Genomic DNA, 17,581 nt, shown 5'->3' on the forward strand with positions numbered 1-17,581 from the left:
TCGGGTAGACGGAAGGCCCGCACTGCTTGCAGTGCGGGCCTTTTCGCGCGCGGCCCGAATCTGAGTCGTTGACAACGCCTTGCGGGGTCTGATGACCGGGTCTACTTTCGCGGCATGACAAATCAACGATTAGTTTTACGATTCCTGCAACGCCTCGGTGCCGTCGCTGTACTCACGGGCGCCCTGCTCGCTGGCGCGGTGAGCGCCCCGGCACTGGCTGAGACCAATTCCGGTCCCGCAGCCTCGGTTGGCGCATCCGCTCCCGGCTATGTCGCCCTGGGCGACTCATTCACCTCTGGTCAGGGCGCGCCGCCGTACATGTTCGACGGCACCGCTTGCCTGCGTTCCAAGCGGGCGAGCTACCCGATCTTCTCGGCCGTAATCAGCCCCTATCGACTTGTGTCGAATAATGCCTGTTCCGGGGCCAGCACAGCGGATATCCCGGCTCAACTTCTCGGAGTGAGCCCCAGTACCGCCCTCGTCACCCTCACCGTTGGCGGCATCGATGCCGGCTCCAACGTCGTGTTGGCGGCCTGTGCGCCCGACCCGGCCAGTCCGGTTTGCCTCGGTGCAATCAACAACAGCGTGGCTCAGCTGAGCGTTCTCGCTCCCAAGCTCGTGGGCACGTATGGCCTGGTAGCGGCAACGCTGCCGCAGGCGAAGATCGCGGTCTTGAGCTACCCGCGCCAGTTCAAGCCCGGATTCTCCCAGCTGGGCGATGTACTCAATGGGGCCACAGACGCGCTGAACACGGTGATTGCCGGATCCGTCGCTGCGATGGCGATCCCGCGCATCCGCTTCGTTGATGCCTCGCAGGAATTCGCCGCGCACGGTGTAGGTTCGCGAGTACCATACTTCGCGTTTGATCCGCTGAACCCATTCGCGTCGGCCAACTTTCACCCGAACGCCCTCGGCAACAGCCTCGGCTACGCGCGTGCCCTCGTGAATGACGGGCTGCTGCGCCGCAGGTGAGAGCGGCCCTATCTAGTTGAAAGAATCATAAGGTAACGATATACTAAACTTGTGTTGTCTTCAGGTTTGCCCGCTGCCCAATTGAAGTCCGACTTGTTCAAGTCGCTCGGGCATCCGTTGCGCGTGCAGGTTTTGGAACAGCTCGTCGCCGGCGAACGCTCGGTGGGGTCACTCGCCGAAGCACTCGGCTGCGAGCTGTCCAACCTGTCCCAGCAGCTGGGCGTACTGCGCCGTGCCGGCGTCGTCGTCACCCGCCGGGAAGGTAACTCCATTTTCTATGCCCTGCGCGACCCGAGCGCGGTTGAGCTGCTGGCCGCGGCCAAGCGTATGGTGCTGGCCAACCTCACCGACTCGCACGCCCTGCTCCGCCACCTCGAGCAAGAGTAGTTGCTGCTTTGCGCCCGAACGGGCCTGAGCCGGCCTACAGGTCGTTGCCGGCGTAGGAGAGGTTGAAGCTCTTATTGGCCAGCGGAAAGTCGGGAACAATGGTTTCCGACAGGGCATCCGGTACGGCCGGCCAGTTCAGGAACGACGGGTCGACGACCTTGACGCGGGCGAGCGTGCCGTTGGCGGCGAGTTCAACTCGGTGGGTTGCCGTTCCGCGCCACGCTTCGACCAGGGCGAGCCCGGTGCCAGCGCTCGTCGGGTTCACGCTGAACGCGGTTCCGGTGTGGCCCTGCAGGCGTCGGAGCAGGTCGACGGCGACCGCGGTCGACACCTCGACCTCGCGGGCGCGCACGGTGTACCGGGCGAGCACGTCGCCGCTGTCTTCGGTCACGACGTGAAAGACTTCGCCGAGATTGACGAACGGATGCTCGTTGCGGGCATCCGTGTCGATACCCGACGCGCGCGCGACGTAGCCAAGCGTTCCGATCTGGGTCGCGTGCGCGTTGGAGAGCCGGGCCGTGCCGGTGAAACGGCCGCGCACGATGGCATGGCCGAGCGTGATGCCGGCCAGTTCGGCCATGGCTGCGGCAATGCGCACCAGATCGGCGGCTTCGGGGAGCGCGTTCACACGGGTGCCGCCGACGCTCAGCGCACCGCGCAGGAGTCGGTGTCCGGTGACCGACTTATTGATGCGCAGCAGCTGCTCACGGAGCCCCTGGGCGTGCGCGTCAATGATGCTGAACCCCACGTCGTTGGCCAGGGAACCAAGATCGGTCACGTGGTTGTAGAGACGCTCGAGTTCCAGAAGCAGAGCACGCAGCAGCCGGTCGGGCTCCGACACCTCGATACCGGCGGCCTGCTCGACAGCCATGACGAAGGCGAGGGAGTGACCGACGGCGGTGTCGCCGCTGATCTGCTCGGCCAGAAGCACGCCTTCGCCCGCAGTCTTGCCCTCGAACACCTTCTCGACACCACGGTGTAGGTACCACTGGCGGGCTTCCATGCGCACGATGGTCTCGCCGACGACCGAGAAGCGAAAGTGGCCGGGCTCGATGATGCCGGCGTGAATCGGACCGACGGCGATCTCATAGACGCCGGGGCCCTCAACCGGCACGAAGGGGAATGACTCGACGTCGGGCTCGAACTCGGGCACGATGGCGTTGGCGCGCAGCATCGGGTACCAGCCGCGCGGCCAGTGGCCGTGGCGAACCAGGCGGTGCGGTTGCGGGTGGTTGCGGGGAACGACGCCGTACAGGTCGCGGATGCCGCGCTCGAAGTTGCCGGCCGGCAGGGAGATCTCGGCGAGGCTGGGAATCCAGGCATCGTCCCGCGGCACAGTGACCACCAGGTCGGCCCGCAACGATGCGGCCCCGACGAAGGAATAGACGATGCGAAAGTGGTCGTCGTCTTCGTGGCAGGCGACCAGGGCCAGCCGGCTGCCGGCATCGAGCAGCGCCCCGGCGGCGGCCGGCAATTCCGCACGGTCGAGGTGGCGGAGTTCGCCCGGCATTAGTTCGTCAGCCATTAGTTGGTACCTCCGAGAACGGCTGTGGCCTGCAACAGTAGAGTGCCGACCGGTTCGGCCACGAAAGCGATCGTGGCTGTCGTGACCAGGGCCAGGATGATCGGCAGGCGCGGGCCGTGGGTCGAATAGTCGGGTGTGAACGCGGCGCCGTCCGGGGGAGCGCCGATGGTCATCTGCACGGTGAGGCGGGTGAACGCGGCGAAGATCACCAGAAGCAGCACGAGGGCCGCTCCGACGACGCCGCCCAGGCCCACCGACCAGCCAGCCATGATGATGCCGACCTCGGAGAAGAAGATGCTGAACGGGGGAAAGCCGACGATGGCGGCCATGGCGATGAGCCAGGGTACGGCGAGGCCAGGCCGTCGCACCAACAATGCGCGCACGTCCGAGATCACCGGGGTGCCCTCGACCTTGAGGATACGACCGGAGATCACGAACAGGGTTGCCTTGATCAGGCCGTGGCCGAGAATGTACAGCAGCACCGAGGGGAGCGCGGCCGGGCCGATCGCCACACCGATCGCCATCAGGCCCATGTGTTCGATGCTGGAGTAGGCGAGCATCCGCTTGTAGTCGCGTTGGCGAATGAGCAGTGACGCGGCCACGAGCAGGGAGAGCAGGCCGCCGATGCTGAGCATGGTGCGCAGAAACTCCGGGCCGATCACGAGGTTGGTGATCGACTGGATGCGCAGGATGGCGTAGAGCGCGACCGAGAGCAGCACGCCCGACATGAGGCCGGAGACCGGAGCTGGGGCCTGGCTGTGGGCATCCGGCAGCCAGCTGTGCATCGGGGCGAGACCCGACTTGGTGGCGAAACCGAGCACGGCCAGGGCGCCGCCGGCGGTGATCAGCGCCGGGTCGAGGCCGCGGTCGGCCTGGCTCAGGAGCACCCAGGACAGGGTCGGGGTGTCGGTACCGACCGAGGCAGCGTAGATCAGCACGATACCCAGCAGCGCGATGGCCACACCGACCGAGCCGAGGATGACGTATTTCCAGGCTGCTTCGAGGGACCGGCGGGTGCGGTGGTGGCCGACCAGGAATGCGGTGGCGATGGTCGTTGCCTCAACGGCGGCCCACATCAGGCCGATGCTGTCGGCCAGCACGGCGAGTGACATCGCGGCCAGGAACAAGGCGATGAGCGCCTCGTAGCCGGCGGCATCCCTGGTGCGGCTCGACGCCGCGCTGCTGAGGCCACCCCAGGTGGAGATGAGTCCGACCGCTCCGACGACGCTGAGCATGTAGGCCGAGAGGGCGTCGGCACGCAGCATGCCGCCGCCGCTTTCGAACACGGCACCGTCGAGCACCGCGCTGACCAGCAGCAGGCCGGAGACGAGCACCGCGCTCGACGCGGCGACTCCGACGAAACGGCGCAGTGCCGATCCGCGCAGCAGCAGGCTGAGGCCGGCGAAGGCCAGTGGGCCGACCAGGGGAATCCACAGAACAAATGACATCAGTCGTGCAACTCTCTGAGCTGATCAACGGCAGTGCCGCCGAACTTGGTGCGCATGCGGCCGGCGAACACGTGCAAAATGAGCACGACCAGCAGAACGTCGAGGGAGACTGCGAACTCGAGCAGAATAGGCACGCCGCCGCTGGTCAAAAAGGCGATGGTGGCGATGCCGTTGTCGAGCAGCAGAAAGCCGATGAGCTGGGAGCGCGCACGGCGCCTGCTGATCAGCAGCAGAAAGCCGATGAGCACCATGGCCAGGCCGATCGGTGCGGCGTGGCCGGTCTCACTGTCGCCGAGGCCGAAGACGCGGCTGACCACGACGTAGCTGAGAATCGTCAGCAGGGTGACGGCGAGCAGCGCGGCGGTCGGGTTGAGTCGGGGCGATTCCTGAATCTGCTTGATCGACGCCTTGGACTGGTGAGCGAGCACCCAGGGCAGGCCGACGCCCTTCACCGACAGGATCAGCAGCGACACCAGCACCAGTTCGGACTCGCCCTCGGCGATGCCGATCACCGCCACGAGCGCGGCGAGGGCTACCCCCTGCAGGGCGAGCAGGCGAATCGAGGCGAGCAGGGAATGACGCCAGACCATCAGCGCGCTCGTGAGCAGCAGGGCGCCGGTGCAGAAGCCGATCAGTTGGGGATAGAAAGTTTCAAACACGACGGATGCTCCTCAGGCGACCAGGTAGGAGGCGGTGACGGCCAGGAAGGCGAGGGCAAAGGAACCCGCGAGAAGCTCGGGGACCTGGAACAGGCGCACCTTGGCCAAAAAGATCTCGCCGACACTGAGCAGAACACCGAGCACGAGCACTTTCACGGCGATGCTGACCACGCCGATCGCGAGGCCCAGAGCGCTGAAATCGGTGACGACACCCCACGGCACGACCAGGTTGCTGACCAAGCCGAGCAGGGCGGCCAGTTTCAGCCAGGAACCGACCTCGAGCCAGGCCAGGTCGCGGCCGCTCGCTTCGAGGGTCATTGCCTCGTGCAGCATAGTCAGTTCGAGGTGGGTGCCCGGATTATCGACGGGCAGCCGAGCTGTTTCAGCCATAATCGCAATCGACAATGCCACGAGCGCCAACACACTGACGGGCGAGATGATCACCTCGGGGGAGAACAGCCGGGTCTCGACGATCGCCGAGATTGTGCTGGTTCCGGCCGGAATCGACAGAGCGTAGACCGAGAGCAACAGGGTGGGTTCGACCAGGGCCGCGACGGTCATATGTCGGCTGGATCCCATGCCGCCGAAGGCCGTACCACCGTCGAGTCCGACGAGAGCGAGCGCGACCACGCCGATGAGCATGACCGAGACGATCACGAACAGGTCGCTCGGAATGGACGGGAACGGTATGGTCCCCACGAGCGGCAGCAGCACGCAGAGCAGCAGGCTGGAGACCATCAGAGCGACCGGGCCTGCCTTGAGCATCCAGCTGCTGCCTTCGGCACGCACCGGATTCTTCGCGAGCAGTTTGCGCACGTCGCGCCAGGGCTGCCAGATTCCGGCACCGGCTCGACCTTCGATGGTGGCCCGCACCTGGCGGATCACGCCCATGAGGAGCGGGGCGAGGAAGACGAACAGCAGGACCTGCACGAAAGCGATGATGATGGCGCTGACGACGGCGTTCATAGCGAGACCACAATCAGCACGATCAGCAGAGCAACGAAAGAATAGGACAGATAGCGGTGGATGCTGCCGTTGGCCACATGCCGTACGACGATGCCGTAACGCTGGAACAGGTTGAGTACCGGCCGATACAGCCGGGTTTCAATCACGTCGGAGACGTGTTGTTCGACCCGTACTTTTTCCACCAGATAGCGCGACTCAGCCACGTGGGTGACCTGCACATCACGGGACGGCTTGAGCACGTCGTCGAAGACCCGCACCAGTGGTTCGGCGTAGGACGTCGCCGTGTACTGCATGCGCGGCCGCGCCCGGGAACCGCCGCCACCCCAGGGCAGGTCGACGGTGCGATGCGGATGCCGCCGGGCCGACACGACGATCGACACGACCACCGGGATGGCGACGAGGGCGGAGAGCACGACGAGCATGATCGGGTCCAGTACCACCCCGATACCGGGTAGCGACACCCCGCCCAGACCGACCGACTGCACTGCGGCGGTGGGGTTCGAGCTGACCGTGTTCGCCACGAGCGCGGCGATCGGCCCGGGGAGCAGCCCGAGAGCGAGCACGGAGAGGGCGCCGAGCGCGAGGGAGAGCTGCATGAGCGGCGGCACCTCGCGGGCATCCGCTGCTGGGGCGCTGCGGGGGCGGGCCAGGAAGGCAATGCCGTAGGCCTTGACGAAGGTGAGCAGGGCCAGGCCCGCGGTGAGGGCGATCACGGCGACGGCCAGGGGCATGGCGACGGATGCCGCGACCGAGACGACCGCCCCGCCCTGACGACCACCGTGGATGAGCGACTGCAGCAGCATCCACTCGGCGACGAAGCCGCTGGTGATCGGAATGGCGGCGGCGCCGAGGCTCGCGATGCCGAACGCGGCGGCGGTGACCGGCATGCGGGCGCCGAGTCCGCCGAGGCGGTCCAGGTTGCGCTCGCCGGTGGCGTGGATGATGGCGCCGGCGCCGAGGAACAGCGTGGATTTGAACGCGGCGTGGCTGACGGCGAGGAGCAGGGCGGCGACGAGCGCGGCATCTGCTGCTGCGGTGGCGTCGTAGCCGCGCAGCAGCATACTCGCCCCGAGGCCGAGAAAGACCAGGCCCATGTTCTCAGTGGTCGAGTAGGCGAGCAACACCTTGAGGTCACTCGACACGGACGCCTGCAGAATGCCGTAAAGAGCGGATGCGCCTCCGACCAGCATGATCGCGATTCCCCACCAGGCCGGACCGTCGGGGAGTAGCCGTACGCAGACCAGCAGGCCGCCGTACACGCCGATCTTGACCATGGCCCCGCTCATCGCGGCCGAGACGTGGCTGGGAGCTTCGGGCAGCACCCGGGGGACCCAGACGTGCAGCGGCACCAGTTCGGCCTTGCCGCCGAAACCGAGTAGGAACAGCACGAAGGCCACGTTCGCCGCCCACGAGCCGGGTTCGATCGCCTGCAGGTTGGTGAAGCTGGTTCCGCCCGACGCGGCAGCGAGCACGGCGAATCCGGCCAGAATGAAGAAGAAGCTCAACTGGGACATGGCCGAGTACCAGATGCCGGCCGAGGCGACGGTGGCGCGGCTGGCATGGTCGGCGAGCAGCAGCACGGTGGAGCCGAGGGTCATGATCTCCCAGGCCAGCAGGAACGACACCGAGTCGGTCGCGGCCGGTACCAGCTGCATTCCCACGAGGAATACCGGCATCGCCACCCAGGCGGTGCGGCTGGCGTCGGGGCCGCGGGTGGAACTCATCGAGTAGAGCGACACGAGAATGCCGACGCCGGAAACCACGAGCATGAACAGGCCGCCGAGGCGGTCGGGAGCCAGCAGTAGCGGGTCCATTGGCAGGGCGATCGGAATGAGCAGGCCGCCGGTGGCGCCGAGCAGGGCGCCGAGGCCGGTCACAAAGCCGGTGACGGCGATGAGGGTACAGAGGATGCCGCCCGCCCGTGACCGCAGGGACGGTGCCGCCAGAAGGGCGCTCGTGACGGCCAGCGCGCCGAGGCCCAGTTGCAGGAGGAGCCCAGCTCCGATGCCGGTCATCGGCCGGTCATCCGGCGGAGGGCCTGCACGATTTCGGTCGGTTCCGGCGGACTGCCTGGTACCTCGATATCGACGTGCACGAAGTCGGACACCGGACCCATGATGCCGTAGCCGTCGCGGAAGGCACCGCCGTGCAGGGCACAGTCGCCGACCGCGATCACAAACCGGGGGGTCGGGGTGGCCTCAATCGTCCGACGTAGCGGCTCCGCCATATTGCGGGTGACACTGCCGACGATGAGTAGGACGTCGGCGTGCCGCGGTGAGGGCACGAGGCGCACGCCGTAGCGTTCCACGTCGTAGACCGGGCCGAAGGCTGCGGACACTTCGAGCGCACAGTCGTTGCAGCCGCCGGCGTTGATGAACCGCACCTGCACGCTGCCACCGAACACTTCAGCTCCCGCCAACAGTGGCGGGGCGGGCGGGGCCGGTTCGGCGATGCGTGAGCCGTTACGAATAAGGGTGGCCAATCGCAGGAAGCTCATACGAGTCCCCGGTGTGCATGCATGTTCACGAAGCTGGTGCCTTCTGTGGGGAGCGCGAAAGTCGAAGGTGTTGGGCAGGCGACGGATTCTGCGGTGCGTCTGGTTGAGTGAAAGACTACCAGCGCAAATAACTTCATTACTTCTTTATATAACTATATAAAGAAATTAGCAAATAGATCCCGACGACTAGCCACGGTCGAGCAGCGGGGTGAGGCGATACGGGATGACCTCGCCCATGGCCAGCGAGGTCTCCGTGCGTTCGACACCCTCGCAGGCGAGGATCGTGCCGTCGATGCGAAACAGGTCGGCGGCATCCGTGCAGACGACCCGTACCAGCAGGTCGGTCTGCCCGCTCATGCCGTGCGCCTGCACGATTTCGGGGATCAGCGCGAGGTCGATCACGATCTGCGCGAGCCTTTTCTGCTGCACGTGCACCTCGATGAATGCGGTCAGCGGGTAGCCGAGGGCGGCCGGATTGATCCGGCGATCGAAGCCGAGAAAGGCGCCAGAGTCTTCCAATCGCTTCATGCGCGCCTGCACGGTGTTGCGGGAGAGGCCCAGGGTGTCGGCGAGCGCGACGAAGGTGCTGCGCGGGTCGGCGGAGAGCGCTTGGAGTAGCTTCGTGTCGGTCTTGTCAAGGCTGTACATAGTGCAAAACATTAACACGGTCTGGCGAGCCTGAATAGGGCACTCTGCTCACTATTTTTCACAGTGGTTGTGCTCCCTGTCGGGTCGACATAGGCTCACGTCAACTTTAGCAATGACGCTCGGAGCGACCCATGATTGATTTCTCCCCCCAGCTGGTGCAGCTTCTCTCGATTGACGGCGAGCGGATGCCCCGGCCCGACTTCGACCCGTGGGTCGACGATCTCGACGGGTTGGCCCTTCTGGCGCTCTACCGCGACATGGTCGTGGTGCGCCGCATCGACACCGAGGCGACCGCCCTGCAACGCCAGGGCGAGCTCGGCCTGTGGCCGCCGCTGCTCGGCCAGGAAGCCGCGCAGGTCGGCTCCGCTCGCGCCCTGCGCAGCGACGACTTCATCTTTCCGAGCTACCGCGAGAACGCGGTCGCCTACTGTCGCGGCGTGAACCTCACCGACATCGTCAAGGTCTGGCGCGGCAACGCCCAGTCCGGCTGGGACCCGTACACCGTCCAGATGGCCACCCCGAACATCATCATCGGCGCGCAGACCCTGCACGCCACCGGCTGGGCCCTCGGCGCCCAGCGCGACGAAACAGATGCCGTGGCCATCACCTACTTCGGTGACGGCGCCACGAGCCAGGGGGACGTTAACGAGGCCATGGTCTTCGCGGCGAGTTTCCAGGCCCCGGTCGTCTTCTTCTGCCAGAACAACCAGTGGGCCATCTCCGAACCGGTCGGGGTACAGGCTCACCGCAACATCGCCGATCGCGCGCCGGGTTTCGGCATCCCGAGCCTGCGCATCGACGGCAACGACGTGATCGCGGTCATGGCCGCGACCCGAATCGCACTCGACCGGGCCCGCACCGGCGGCGGCCCCACCTTCATCGAAGCGGTCACCTACCGCATGGGACCGCACACCACAGCGGATGACCCCACCCGCTACCGAGACCCGGCCGAACTGGCCGAGTGGAAGACCCGCGACCCGTTGCTGCGCCTGCACCGGTTGCTGACGAAGCTCGGTGAAATCACCCCCGAGGTTGAAGCGGCCACCCAGGCGATCGCCGATGCCGCGGCCGCCGAGTTGCGCGCCGGCTGCATCGGCATGCCGGACCCCGAGCCGCTCAGCGTATTCGACCATGTCTACTCCACTCCCAACGCCACCCTGGAGCGCCAGCGCGCCGAGTATGCCGGGTATCTCACGAGCTTTGGAACACAATTCGATATTGCTGAACAAAATGGAACGGTGTGATGACCATGACCACCCTGACGACCCCCACCACCTTGCCCGGCCTTGATGCCCCGAAGCCAGTCCCGTTGACCGAGACCAAGACCCTCACCATGGGCAAGGCCATCAACGAGGGCCTGCGCCAGGCCATGCTCGACGACCCCAAGGTGGTGCTCCTCGGCGAGGACATCGGCGCCCTCGGCGGTGTCTTCCGGGTCACGAGCGACCTGCTCGCCCAGTTCGGCGCTCGCCGGGTCATTGACACACCGCTCGCCGAATCGGCAATCATCGGCACCGCAGTCGGCCTGGCCTACCGTGGCTACCGCCCGGTCTGCGAGATTCAGTTCGACGGCTTCATCTTTCCCGGCTTCGACCAGATCGTCAGCCAGGTCGCGAAGTTCCACTACCGCACCCAGGGAGCCGTGCGCATGCCGATCACCATCCGGGTGCCATTCGGCGGCGGAATCGGAGCGGCCGAACACCACTCCGAATCACCCGAGGCCTACTTCACCCACACCTCCGGACTGCGCGTGATCGCCGTCTCCAATGCCCAAGACGCCTACAGCCTCATTCGCCAGGCCATCGCCAGCGACGACCCGGTGCTCTACTTCGAACCCAAGCGTCGCTACCACGTGAAGGGTGAGGTCGTGCCGGAGCTCGGCGCCCCGATGGAGCAAGCCGTCATCGTGACTCCGGGAACGGATGTCACGCTCCTCACCTACGGCGCGCTCGTGTCCACCGCGAAGGACGCGGCGCTGGCCGCGTTCGACGAGGGAATCTCGATCGAGGTCATCGACCTGCGGTCGCTGTCACCGGTGGACTATGCGGTGGTGGAGGCATCCGTTCGAAAGACCGGGCGTGTGGTGGTGACCCATGAGGCAGCCCAGTCGGGTGGACTCGGCGGGGAGATCATCGCGACCATCACCGAACGCTGCTTCAGCTACCTGGAGGCCGCCCCGGTGCGGGTGACCGGCTTCGACGTGCCCTACCCGCCAGCCAAGCTGGAGAGCCACTACCTGCCCGACCTCGACCGCATTCTCGACGGTGTCGACCGGGTCATGGGGCGTCGATGATCAAGGTATTCAAACTGCCCGACCTCGGTGAGGGTCTCACCGAGAGTGAGATTGTGGCCTGGCTCGTAGCTCCGGGCGACGAGGTCACGCTCAACCAGCACATCGCTGACGTGGAAACCGCCAAGGCCGTGGTCGAACTGCCGAGCCCGTTCGCTGGAGTGGTCAGCGTGCTGCACCAGCCGGCCGGTGTGGTCGTGCACGTCGGCGAACCCATTGTCAGCTTCGACATCGGCGGCGGGGCCGAACCGACTTCTACGGCACCAACGGATACCACGGCCGGCGCCGCCGCTCCGGCTGAGCAGCGCGAGGCCAACCTGGTCGGCTATGGCCCCGCCGTCGAGCGCGGCGGCCACCCCCAGCGTCGGGCCCGCGCGGGTGGCGCGGAATCGGTGCCCGCTCCCGCAACTTCGACGACCGCCGCGCCGGTGCCCGCGGTGACGCCGGCCGCAGTATCCACCGACCAGCCCGCCGAGGCACCCGTCCCGGTACCACTTGCCGAACGCCCGCGCTCGACGCCGCCGGTGCGGGCCCTGGCCCGCGACCTCGGTATCGACCTCACTACGGTGACCGGAACCGGAAAAGACGGTCTGATCACTCGGGACGACGTTCGCGCCCACATCACCGAATCCGTGCCGACTCCCGCCGTGCACGGGGAGGCTGTATCGCCCACAGCGGTACCGCCCACAGCGGCACCGGCCACGAGCCGCGGCGACGACGTGCGCGAGACCCGCTCGCCGATCAAGAGCCTGCGCAAGCTCACCGCGGCAGCGATGGTGCAGAGCGCGTTCACCGCGCCGCACGTGACCGAGTTCCTCACCATCGACGTCACACCGACCGTCGAACTGCTCGATTCCCTGCGCACCGACCGGCAGTTCGAAGGCGCCGGCATCGGGATCCTCACCGTGGTGGCCAAAGCGCTCTGCCTCGCCGTCGGGCGCACCCCCTCGGTGAACACCCGCTGGGACGAGCCGGCCGGTGAGATCGTGCAGTTCCACCACGTGAACCTCGGCATCGCTGCCGCAACCCCGCGTGGGCTGCTCGTGCCGAACATCGTCGATGCTGACCGGCTCGACCTGCGTGGCCTGGCTGCCGCGCTCGCCGAACTCACCACGGCGGCCAGGTCCGGCACCACCACCCCGGCGGCGCTGTCCGGCGGCACGATCACCATCACCAATATCGGAGTGTTCGGCATCGATGCCGGCACGCCCATCCTGAACCCTGGCGAGGCGGCGATTCTGGCGATGGGCGCCATCCGTTCTCGGCCGTGGGAGTATCGCGGCGAGGTCGCACTGCGCAAGGTGCTCACGCTCAGCCTGTCGTTCGACCACCGACTGGTCGACGGCGAGCAGGGTTCCCGCTTTCTCGCCGACATCGGTACGATCCTGGCCGACCCGGCCCGCGTGCTGACCATGGTCTAACCCTGGCCGATCCGCTCCCTCCCCTGCACTAGTCGTCTTTACCCACTCTGGTGCGCATAACTCCTGCAATTTGTTAGCTCGCCCAAAGAGTTCCGCGGAATTCCGGGGCATCCGAGTTTTGGCTCTGCAAATTGCAGGAGTTATGCACCAGACGGGTAGTTGACCGGGGTGCGGCGGCGGAGCAGAGTGGAGGCATGAACGCTCAACGTGCACTCCTAGCCCCCTTCACGACGAAGAAGCAGCTGACGGGCACAGCTTTCGTGCACCTCGACGGATGCCTGCACGCCGTTTTCCGCACCAAGGACTTCGTCTCTGCCCTGGAACTGGTCAACCGGGTCGGCGACGTGGCCGAGCAGATGAACCACCACCCCGACGTACGCCTGGGTTACGGCACCGTCTCACTCACCCTCACCTCGCACGACGCCGGGGGAGTCACCGCGCGTGACCTCGAGCTCGCCGCCCGCGTGCAGCAGATCGCCGACACCCTCGGTGCTACCTCGCGTCCCGCGCAGCCGACGCGCTATGACATCGCGATCGACTGCACCGACGCGGATGCCGTGCGCCCATTCTGGCGCGCTGGCCTCGGCTACACCGAGGTGGCCGGCGACGACGGCATCGAACTCGTGGACCCGCGCGGCCTCGCCCCCAAGGTCTGGTTTCAGCACATGGAGATCGCCCGCACCGACCGCAACCGCATCCATCTCGACGTCTACGTGCCAAGTAACGACGCCGAGGAACGGGTCGCGGCCGTGCTTGAAGTCGGCGGCGTACTGCTCACCGACGAGCACGCACCCGACTGGTGGGTGCTCGTCGACGTCGAGGGCAACGAGCTCTGCGTCTGCACCGCCGCCTTCTGACGCTTAGAACGGCCGAAGGGTCGTCCGGGCTTCGGCTCGCACGGCCGTCGAGACGGCATCCAGCAGGGGCGAAAAGAGGTTCCACCGCTGCCAGAACAGGGGAACATCGACCGCCGACTTGGGGGCCAGATCGACCAGACGACCATCGGCGATCTCGACAGCGCACTGCTGTTCGGGCAGCATGCCCCAGCCGAAGCCCAGCAGAATAGCCCGCACGAAGTCGTTCGACGTCGGAATGTAGTGGATCGGCCCGCTGCTGCCACTGTCGGCATGGTCGCGCAGAAACGATTCCTGCAGGTCATCGTTGCGCTCGAAGGCGACGACGGGTGCGCGGGGAAGGGCGATCAGGCCGCCATGTGTCGGCAGCCAGCGGTCGATGAACGTGGGCGTCGCGACGGCGTGATAGCGCATCTGACCGAGCGGCTCGGTGATGCAACCCTGCACGGCCTCCCGCGTGGAGGTCACTGCTGCCATGACCGTCCCGGCGCGCAGCAGTCTCGTCGTGTGTTCCTGGTCTTCCCGGTGCAGGTCGAAGGCCACACCGAGGGTCTCTCCGAGTCCGGCGAGGGCATCGAGAAACCAGGTGGCGAGGCTGTCCGCATTCACCGCGAGCGACACAGGAAACGCCCGACCGTCGGACCTGCCCTCGTGCAGCTGGCGCACGGTGTCGGCCTCGAGCAGTTCCACCTGGCGCGCGTAGCGCAGCAGCACGTCGCCGGCGTCGGTGAGCCGGACCGGGGTCGTGCGCTGCACGAGCACCCGCCCGCTCGTCTGCTCCATCGCCTTGACGCGCTGCGACACCGCGGAGGGGGTCACGTGCAGCCGGGCAGCGGCCGCCTCAAACGACCCCTCGCTCACGAGCGCGAGCAGAGTCGCGAGCTGTTCGAGCGTAAATCGTTGCATTAGACCAGCTTATCCAGCCTAAGAAACAATAGCTGTACTGAATTATCGCGAGCGCCTAGCGTTACACCAGTGACCTCAACTTTTCTGCCAGTCCTGCTCGGCCTCGCCACCGGGCTCTCCCTCATCATCGCGATCGGATCGCAGAATGCATTCGTGTTGCGACTCGGCATCGAGGGGCACAACCGGGTCATCGTTCCCGTCGTCGCGATCTGCGCGGTGTCGGACGCCGTGCTCATCCTGGCCGGCGTGCTCGGGCTCGGGGTAGTCGTCGCCGCAGCGCCGGTGGCGATCATCGTGATCCGCGTGCTCGGCTCTGCCTTCCTCATAATCTACGGGCTCGTCGCGGCTCGTCGGGCAATTCGCCCTGGTGCACTCGTCGTCTCGGGGGTCGTGGCCACGACCGGCATGCGGGTCGCGGTCGTGAGCGTGCTGGCCCTCACCTGGCTGAATCCGCACGTCTACCTCGACACCGTATTGTTCCTCGGCGCTGTCGCCAACCAGCAGGGCGCAACGGAACGCTGGTGGTGGGCGGGAGGCGCCATTGCGGCCAGCTTCGTCTGGTTCTCCGCGCTTGGCTTCGGGGCGCGCCTGCTGCGGCCGATGTTCGCCAAGCCGGCGTCCTGGCGAGTGCTTGATGCGGTCATTGCCGTGGTGATGATCGCCCTCGGTGTGCGCCTCGCGCTCGGGCACTAGCTCCGCAGGCCCAGAGCCGCCAGCGCCATTTCCTCGAGCAGGGCGCGTACGGCCGCCTTCGAGGAGGCGCGGGCGCTGTGTGGTGTTGAGTTCAGCAGTCCGAAGGTTGCGTGGGCTCGAATTCGGAGCAGGGCTTCGTCGTTCGACGGGTGCACGCGCCCCAGCACCTCCACCCACAGTTCCACGTACTCGCGCTGCAGCAGGCGCACCCGGTGCCGGTCCGCCTCGGCGAGGCTGTCGAGGTCGCGATCCTGCACCCGGATCACATCGGGGTTGGAGAGGGCGAAGCGCACGTGAAAGCGCACCAGTTCGGGCAGGGCGGCCGCGGCATTCGTTGTTTCGGTCACGACAGTGTGGCCGCCGGCCACGAGATCCTCACTCACATCGATGAGGAGGGCGGCGAGAACGGCCTGCTTGCCGCTGAAATGACGGTAGACCGCCGGTCCGCTCATCCCGACGGCTGCACCGAGGTCCTCGATCGAGACGCCGTTGAAGCCCGAGCGGGCGAACAGGGTTGCCGCAGCGCCGAGCAGGGCGTCCCTGCGGTCGGCCTTGGCCTGGCTGCGCGGCGTCGTTTCGGTCGGTGTGCTCATGCGAGCCTTTCAACTAGACATTTCAGTTAATCATGACTAACCTGAATTTCAGTTAGTAAACACTAACTGTAGTTGATGCCGGGCGCTCCGGCCCCACAAACGGAAAGATGTCGATGGAGACACTCGCGAGCCAGCTCGACTCCTCCGCTCAGGCCTTTGCGACCAATGACGCCGCCCAGCGGCAGCTAGTGGCCGACCTGAAACAGCGCCTCGCCACGGCGGCCCTTGGCGGTCCGGAGAAGTCCCGGCAGCGGCACCTCGACCGCGGCAAGTTATTGCCCCGCGAGCGCATCGACCAGCTGCTCGACGACGGCAGCCCCTTCCTCGAGATCGCGCCCCTCGCCGCGACCGGCCTCTACAACGACGACAGTCCCGGCGCGGGCGTCATCGCCGGCATCGGCCTCGTGCACGGCCGCTACGTACTCGTGATCTCCAACGACGCCACGGTCAAGGGCGGAACCTACTACCCGATGACGGTGAAAAAGCACCTGCGCGCCCAGGAGATCGCCCTCGAAAACCGACTGCCCTGCATCTATCTCGTCGACTCCGGCGGAGCCTTCCTGCCCCTGCAAGACGAGGTTTTCCCCGACCGCGACCACTTCGGCCGCATCTTCTACAACCAGGCACGGATGTCCGCGGCCAAGATTCCGCAGATCGCCTCGGTCATGGGATCCTGCACCGCCGGCGGCGCCTACGTTCCGGCGATGAGCGACGAGACCGTGATCGTGCGGGGCCAGGGCACCATCTTTCTCGGCGGACCGCCCCTGGTGAAGGCCGCGATCGGCGAGATCGTCACCGCCGAGGAGCTCGGCGGCGGCGAGTTGCACGCCCGCGTCTCCGGCGTCACCGACCACCTCGCCGAGAACGACGAGCACGCCCTGCAGATCGTGCGTGACATCGTCTCGACCCTGCCGCGTTCCCAGGCCCCCGCCTGGGAAGTGATCGCCACCGTCGACCCGGTCGCCGATGAGGGCGAACTCTACGGAGCCGTCCCGGTCGACGTGCAGGGCCAGTACGACGTGCGCGAGGTCATTGCGCGCCTCGTCGACGGCAGCGAATTCCACGAATTCAAGCGCGAATACGCCATCACCCTCGTGACCGGGTTCGCGCACATCCACGGCCACCCGGTGGGCATCGTTGCCAACAACGGCATCCTGTTCGCCGAGTCCGCGCAGAAGGGCGCGCACTTCATCGAACTCTGCGACCAGCGGGGAATTCCGCTCGTTTTCCTGCAGAACATCTCCGGTTTCATGGTGGGCCGAGAGGTCGAGGCCGGCGGCATCGCCAAGCACGGCGCCAAGATGGTCACCGCCGTCGCCACCGCCCGGGTGCCCAAGCTCACCGTCGTGATCGGCGGCTCCTTCGGCGCCGGCAACTACTCCATGTGCGGCCGCGCCTACTCCCCGCGCTTTCTCTGGATGTGGCCGGGCAGCCGCATCTCCGTGATGGGCGGCCCGCAGGCCTCGTCCGTGCTCGCAACCGTCAAGCGTGAGCAGATCGAGGGCGTCGGCGACACCTGGTCGGCCGAGGCGGAAGCCGCGTTCAAGGATCCGATCCTGACGAAATACGAGACTCAGGGCAGCCCGTACTATTCCACCGCCCGGCTCTGGGACGACGGCGTCATCGACCCAGCCGACACTCGCACGGTACTGGGCCTCGCCCTGTCCGTCTGCGCCACCGCGCCGCTCGGCGAGTCCGCCTTCGGCCTGTTCCGGATGTGAG

Annotated in this window: 17 protein-coding genes; 8 read left to right on the forward strand and 9 right to left on the reverse strand. The window is 66.6% G+C overall.

Going from position 1 to position 17,581, the window contains the following annotated elements:
* The first annotated feature begins 114 nt into the window (after positions 1–114).
* The gene (locus tag CXY78_RS07370; RefSeq protein WP_092340989.1) at positions 115–972 is read left to right on the forward strand and encodes an SGNH/GDSL hydrolase family protein; all 858 of its coding nucleotides are present in this window, start codon (positions 115–117) and stop codon (positions 970–972) included.
* 51 nt (positions 973–1,023) lie between these two features.
* On the forward strand, positions 1,024–1,359 hold the full coding sequence (locus CXY78_RS07375) for a metalloregulator ArsR/SmtB family transcription factor (RefSeq protein ID WP_198412796.1): 336 nt from the start codon (positions 1,024–1,026) through the stop codon (positions 1,357–1,359).
* Between the two features lie 34 nt (positions 1,360–1,393).
* Here CXY78_RS07375 and CXY78_RS07380 read toward each other — a convergent pair whose 3' ends face one another.
* From CXY78_RS07380 to CXY78_RS07410, 7 genes are all read right to left on the reverse strand, one after another.
* Positions 1,394–2,884: an NADH-quinone oxidoreductase subunit C gene (locus tag CXY78_RS07380; RefSeq protein WP_198412797.1), complete on the reverse strand. Its 1,491-nt coding sequence runs from the start codon at positions 2,882–2,884 to the stop codon at positions 1,394–1,396.
* Complete coding sequence (locus tag CXY78_RS07385) at positions 2,884–4,332, reverse strand: proton-conducting transporter membrane subunit (RefSeq protein WP_092340990.1); 1,449 nt, start codon at positions 4,330–4,332, stop codon at positions 2,884–2,886. Before CXY78_RS07385 ends, CXY78_RS07380 begins: the two co-directional genes overlap by 1 nt.
* Positions 4,332–4,991 (reverse strand): hypothetical protein, encoded by a 660-nt coding sequence (locus CXY78_RS07390; RefSeq protein ID WP_092340991.1) that lies wholly within the window; start codon positions 4,989–4,991, stop codon positions 4,332–4,334. Before CXY78_RS07390 ends, CXY78_RS07385 begins: the two co-directional genes overlap by 1 nt.
* Before the next feature lie 12 nt (positions 4,992–5,003).
* The gene (locus CXY78_RS07395; RefSeq protein WP_092340992.1) at positions 5,004–5,957 is read right to left on the reverse strand and encodes a respiratory chain complex I subunit 1 family protein; all 954 of its coding nucleotides are present in this window, start codon (positions 5,955–5,957) and stop codon (positions 5,004–5,006) included.
* The gene (locus CXY78_RS07400) at positions 5,954–7,972 is read right to left on the reverse strand and encodes a proton-conducting transporter membrane subunit (RefSeq protein WP_104088809.1); all 2,019 of its coding nucleotides are present in this window, start codon (positions 7,970–7,972) and stop codon (positions 5,954–5,956) included. Before CXY78_RS07400 ends, CXY78_RS07395 begins: the two co-directional genes overlap by 4 nt.
* Positions 7,969–8,454, reverse strand: a complete 486-nt coding sequence (locus CXY78_RS07405; protein ID WP_092340995.1) for an NADH-quinone oxidoreductase subunit B family protein — start codon at positions 8,452–8,454, stop codon at positions 7,969–7,971. The genes CXY78_RS07400 and CXY78_RS07405 overlap by 4 nt, the downstream gene beginning before the upstream one ends.
* A 186-nt stretch (positions 8,455–8,640) precedes the next feature.
* Entirely contained in the window at positions 8,641–9,102 is a 462-nt protein-coding gene (locus CXY78_RS07410) for an Lrp/AsnC family transcriptional regulator (protein WP_092340996.1), read from the reverse strand.
* Between the two features lie 131 nt (positions 9,103–9,233).
* Here CXY78_RS07410 and pdhA point away from each other — a divergent pair, with 131 nt between their 5' ends.
* The 4 genes from pdhA (at position 9,234) to CXY78_RS07430 (ending at position 13,670) form a co-directional block, all read left to right on the forward strand.
* Positions 9,234–10,346, forward strand: coding sequence for a pyruvate dehydrogenase (acetyl-transferring) E1 component subunit alpha (pdhA, locus tag CXY78_RS07415; protein WP_092340997.1), 1,113 nt, complete (start codon positions 9,234–9,236; stop codon positions 10,344–10,346).
* Positions 10,347–10,435: 89 nt separating this feature from the next.
* Positions 10,436–11,395: an alpha-ketoacid dehydrogenase subunit beta gene (locus CXY78_RS07420; RefSeq protein ID WP_233206121.1), complete on the forward strand. Its 960-nt coding sequence runs from the start codon at positions 10,436–10,438 to the stop codon at positions 11,393–11,395.
* A complete protein-coding gene (locus CXY78_RS07425; RefSeq protein ID WP_104088812.1) occupies positions 11,392–12,813 on the forward strand; it encodes a dihydrolipoamide acetyltransferase family protein in 1,422 nt (473 codons plus the stop codon). The genes CXY78_RS07420 and CXY78_RS07425 overlap by 4 nt, the downstream gene beginning before the upstream one ends.
* Before the next feature lie 194 nt (positions 12,814–13,007).
* Entirely contained in the window at positions 13,008–13,670 is a 663-nt protein-coding gene (locus CXY78_RS07430; RefSeq protein ID WP_104088813.1) for a 4a-hydroxytetrahydrobiopterin dehydratase, read from the forward strand.
* A gap of 3 nt (positions 13,671–13,673) precedes the next feature.
* Here the strand turns inward: CXY78_RS07430 and CXY78_RS07435 are convergent, their stop codons facing one another.
* Complete coding sequence (locus tag CXY78_RS07435) at positions 13,674–14,573, reverse strand: LysR family transcriptional regulator ArgP (protein ID WP_104088815.1); 900 nt, start codon at positions 14,571–14,573, stop codon at positions 13,674–13,676.
* A gap of 69 nt (positions 14,574–14,642) precedes the next feature.
* On the opposite strand from CXY78_RS07435, the gene CXY78_RS07440 reads away from it, so the two are divergent.
* Complete coding sequence (locus CXY78_RS07440) at positions 14,643–15,266, forward strand: LysE/ArgO family amino acid transporter (RefSeq protein ID WP_104088816.1); 624 nt, start codon at positions 14,643–14,645, stop codon at positions 15,264–15,266.
* On the opposite strand, the gene CXY78_RS07445 is transcribed toward CXY78_RS07440, so the two are convergent.
* Entirely contained in the window at positions 15,263–15,859 is a 597-nt protein-coding gene (locus CXY78_RS07445) for a TetR/AcrR family transcriptional regulator (protein WP_104088818.1), read from the reverse strand. The genes CXY78_RS07440 and CXY78_RS07445 overlap by 4 nt on opposite strands.
* Positions 15,860–15,972: 113 nt before the next feature.
* On the opposite strand from CXY78_RS07445, the gene CXY78_RS07450 reads away from it, so the two are divergent.
* Positions 15,973–17,580 (forward strand): carboxyl transferase domain-containing protein, encoded by a 1,608-nt coding sequence (locus CXY78_RS07450; RefSeq protein ID WP_092341103.1) that lies wholly within the window; start codon positions 15,973–15,975, stop codon positions 17,578–17,580.
* Position 17,581: the final 1 nt, after the last annotated feature.

The sequence above is a fragment of the Cryobacterium sp. N19 genome, from assembly GCF_002929595.1.
Taxonomy (GTDB): domain Bacteria; phylum Actinomycetota; class Actinomycetes; order Actinomycetales; family Microbacteriaceae; genus Cryobacterium; species Cryobacterium flavum.

Excerpts from the sequence above, each read along its gene's own strand:
- CXY78_RS07370 (WP_092340989.1), top strand. The coding sequence starts at position 115 with ATGACAAATCAACGATTAGTTTTACGATTCCTGCAACGCCTCGGTGCC.
- CXY78_RS07380 (WP_198412797.1), bottom strand. The coding sequence starts at position 2,884 with ATGGCTGACGAACTAATGCCGGGCGAACTCCGCCACCTCGACCGTGCG.
- CXY78_RS07385 (WP_092340990.1), bottom strand. The coding sequence starts at position 4,332 with ATGTCATTTGTTCTGTGGATTCCCCTGGTCGGCCCACTGGCCTTCGCC.
- CXY78_RS07395 (WP_092340992.1), bottom strand. The coding sequence starts at position 5,957 with ATGAACGCCGTCGTCAGCGCCATCATCATCGCTTTCGTGCAGGTCCTG.
- CXY78_RS07400 (WP_104088809.1), bottom strand. The coding sequence starts at position 7,972 with ATGACCGGCATCGGAGCTGGGCTCCTCCTGCAACTGGGCCTCGGCGCG.
- CXY78_RS07405 (WP_092340995.1), bottom strand. The coding sequence starts at position 8,454 with ATGAGCTTCCTGCGATTGGCCACCCTTATTCGTAACGGCTCACGCATC.
- CXY78_RS07410 (WP_092340996.1), bottom strand. The coding sequence starts at position 9,102 with ATGTACAGCCTTGACAAGACCGACACGAAGCTACTCCAAGCGCTCTCC.
- pdhA (WP_092340997.1), top strand. The coding sequence starts at position 9,234 with ATGATTGATTTCTCCCCCCAGCTGGTGCAGCTTCTCTCGATTGACGGC.
- CXY78_RS07420 (WP_233206121.1), top strand. The coding sequence starts at position 10,436 with ATGGGCAAGGCCATCAACGAGGGCCTGCGCCAGGCCATGCTCGACGAC.
- CXY78_RS07425 (WP_104088812.1), top strand. The coding sequence starts at position 11,392 with ATGATCAAGGTATTCAAACTGCCCGACCTCGGTGAGGGTCTCACCGAG.
- CXY78_RS07430 (WP_104088813.1), top strand. The coding sequence starts at position 13,008 with ATGAACGCTCAACGTGCACTCCTAGCCCCCTTCACGACGAAGAAGCAG.
- CXY78_RS07435 (WP_104088815.1), bottom strand. The coding sequence starts at position 14,573 with ATGCAACGATTTACGCTCGAACAGCTCGCGACTCTGCTCGCGCTCGTG.
- CXY78_RS07445 (WP_104088818.1), bottom strand. The coding sequence starts at position 15,859 with ATGAGCACACCGACCGAAACGACGCCGCGCAGCCAGGCCAAGGCCGAC.
- CXY78_RS07450 (WP_092341103.1), top strand. The coding sequence starts at position 15,973 with ATGGAGACACTCGCGAGCCAGCTCGACTCCTCCGCTCAGGCCTTTGCG.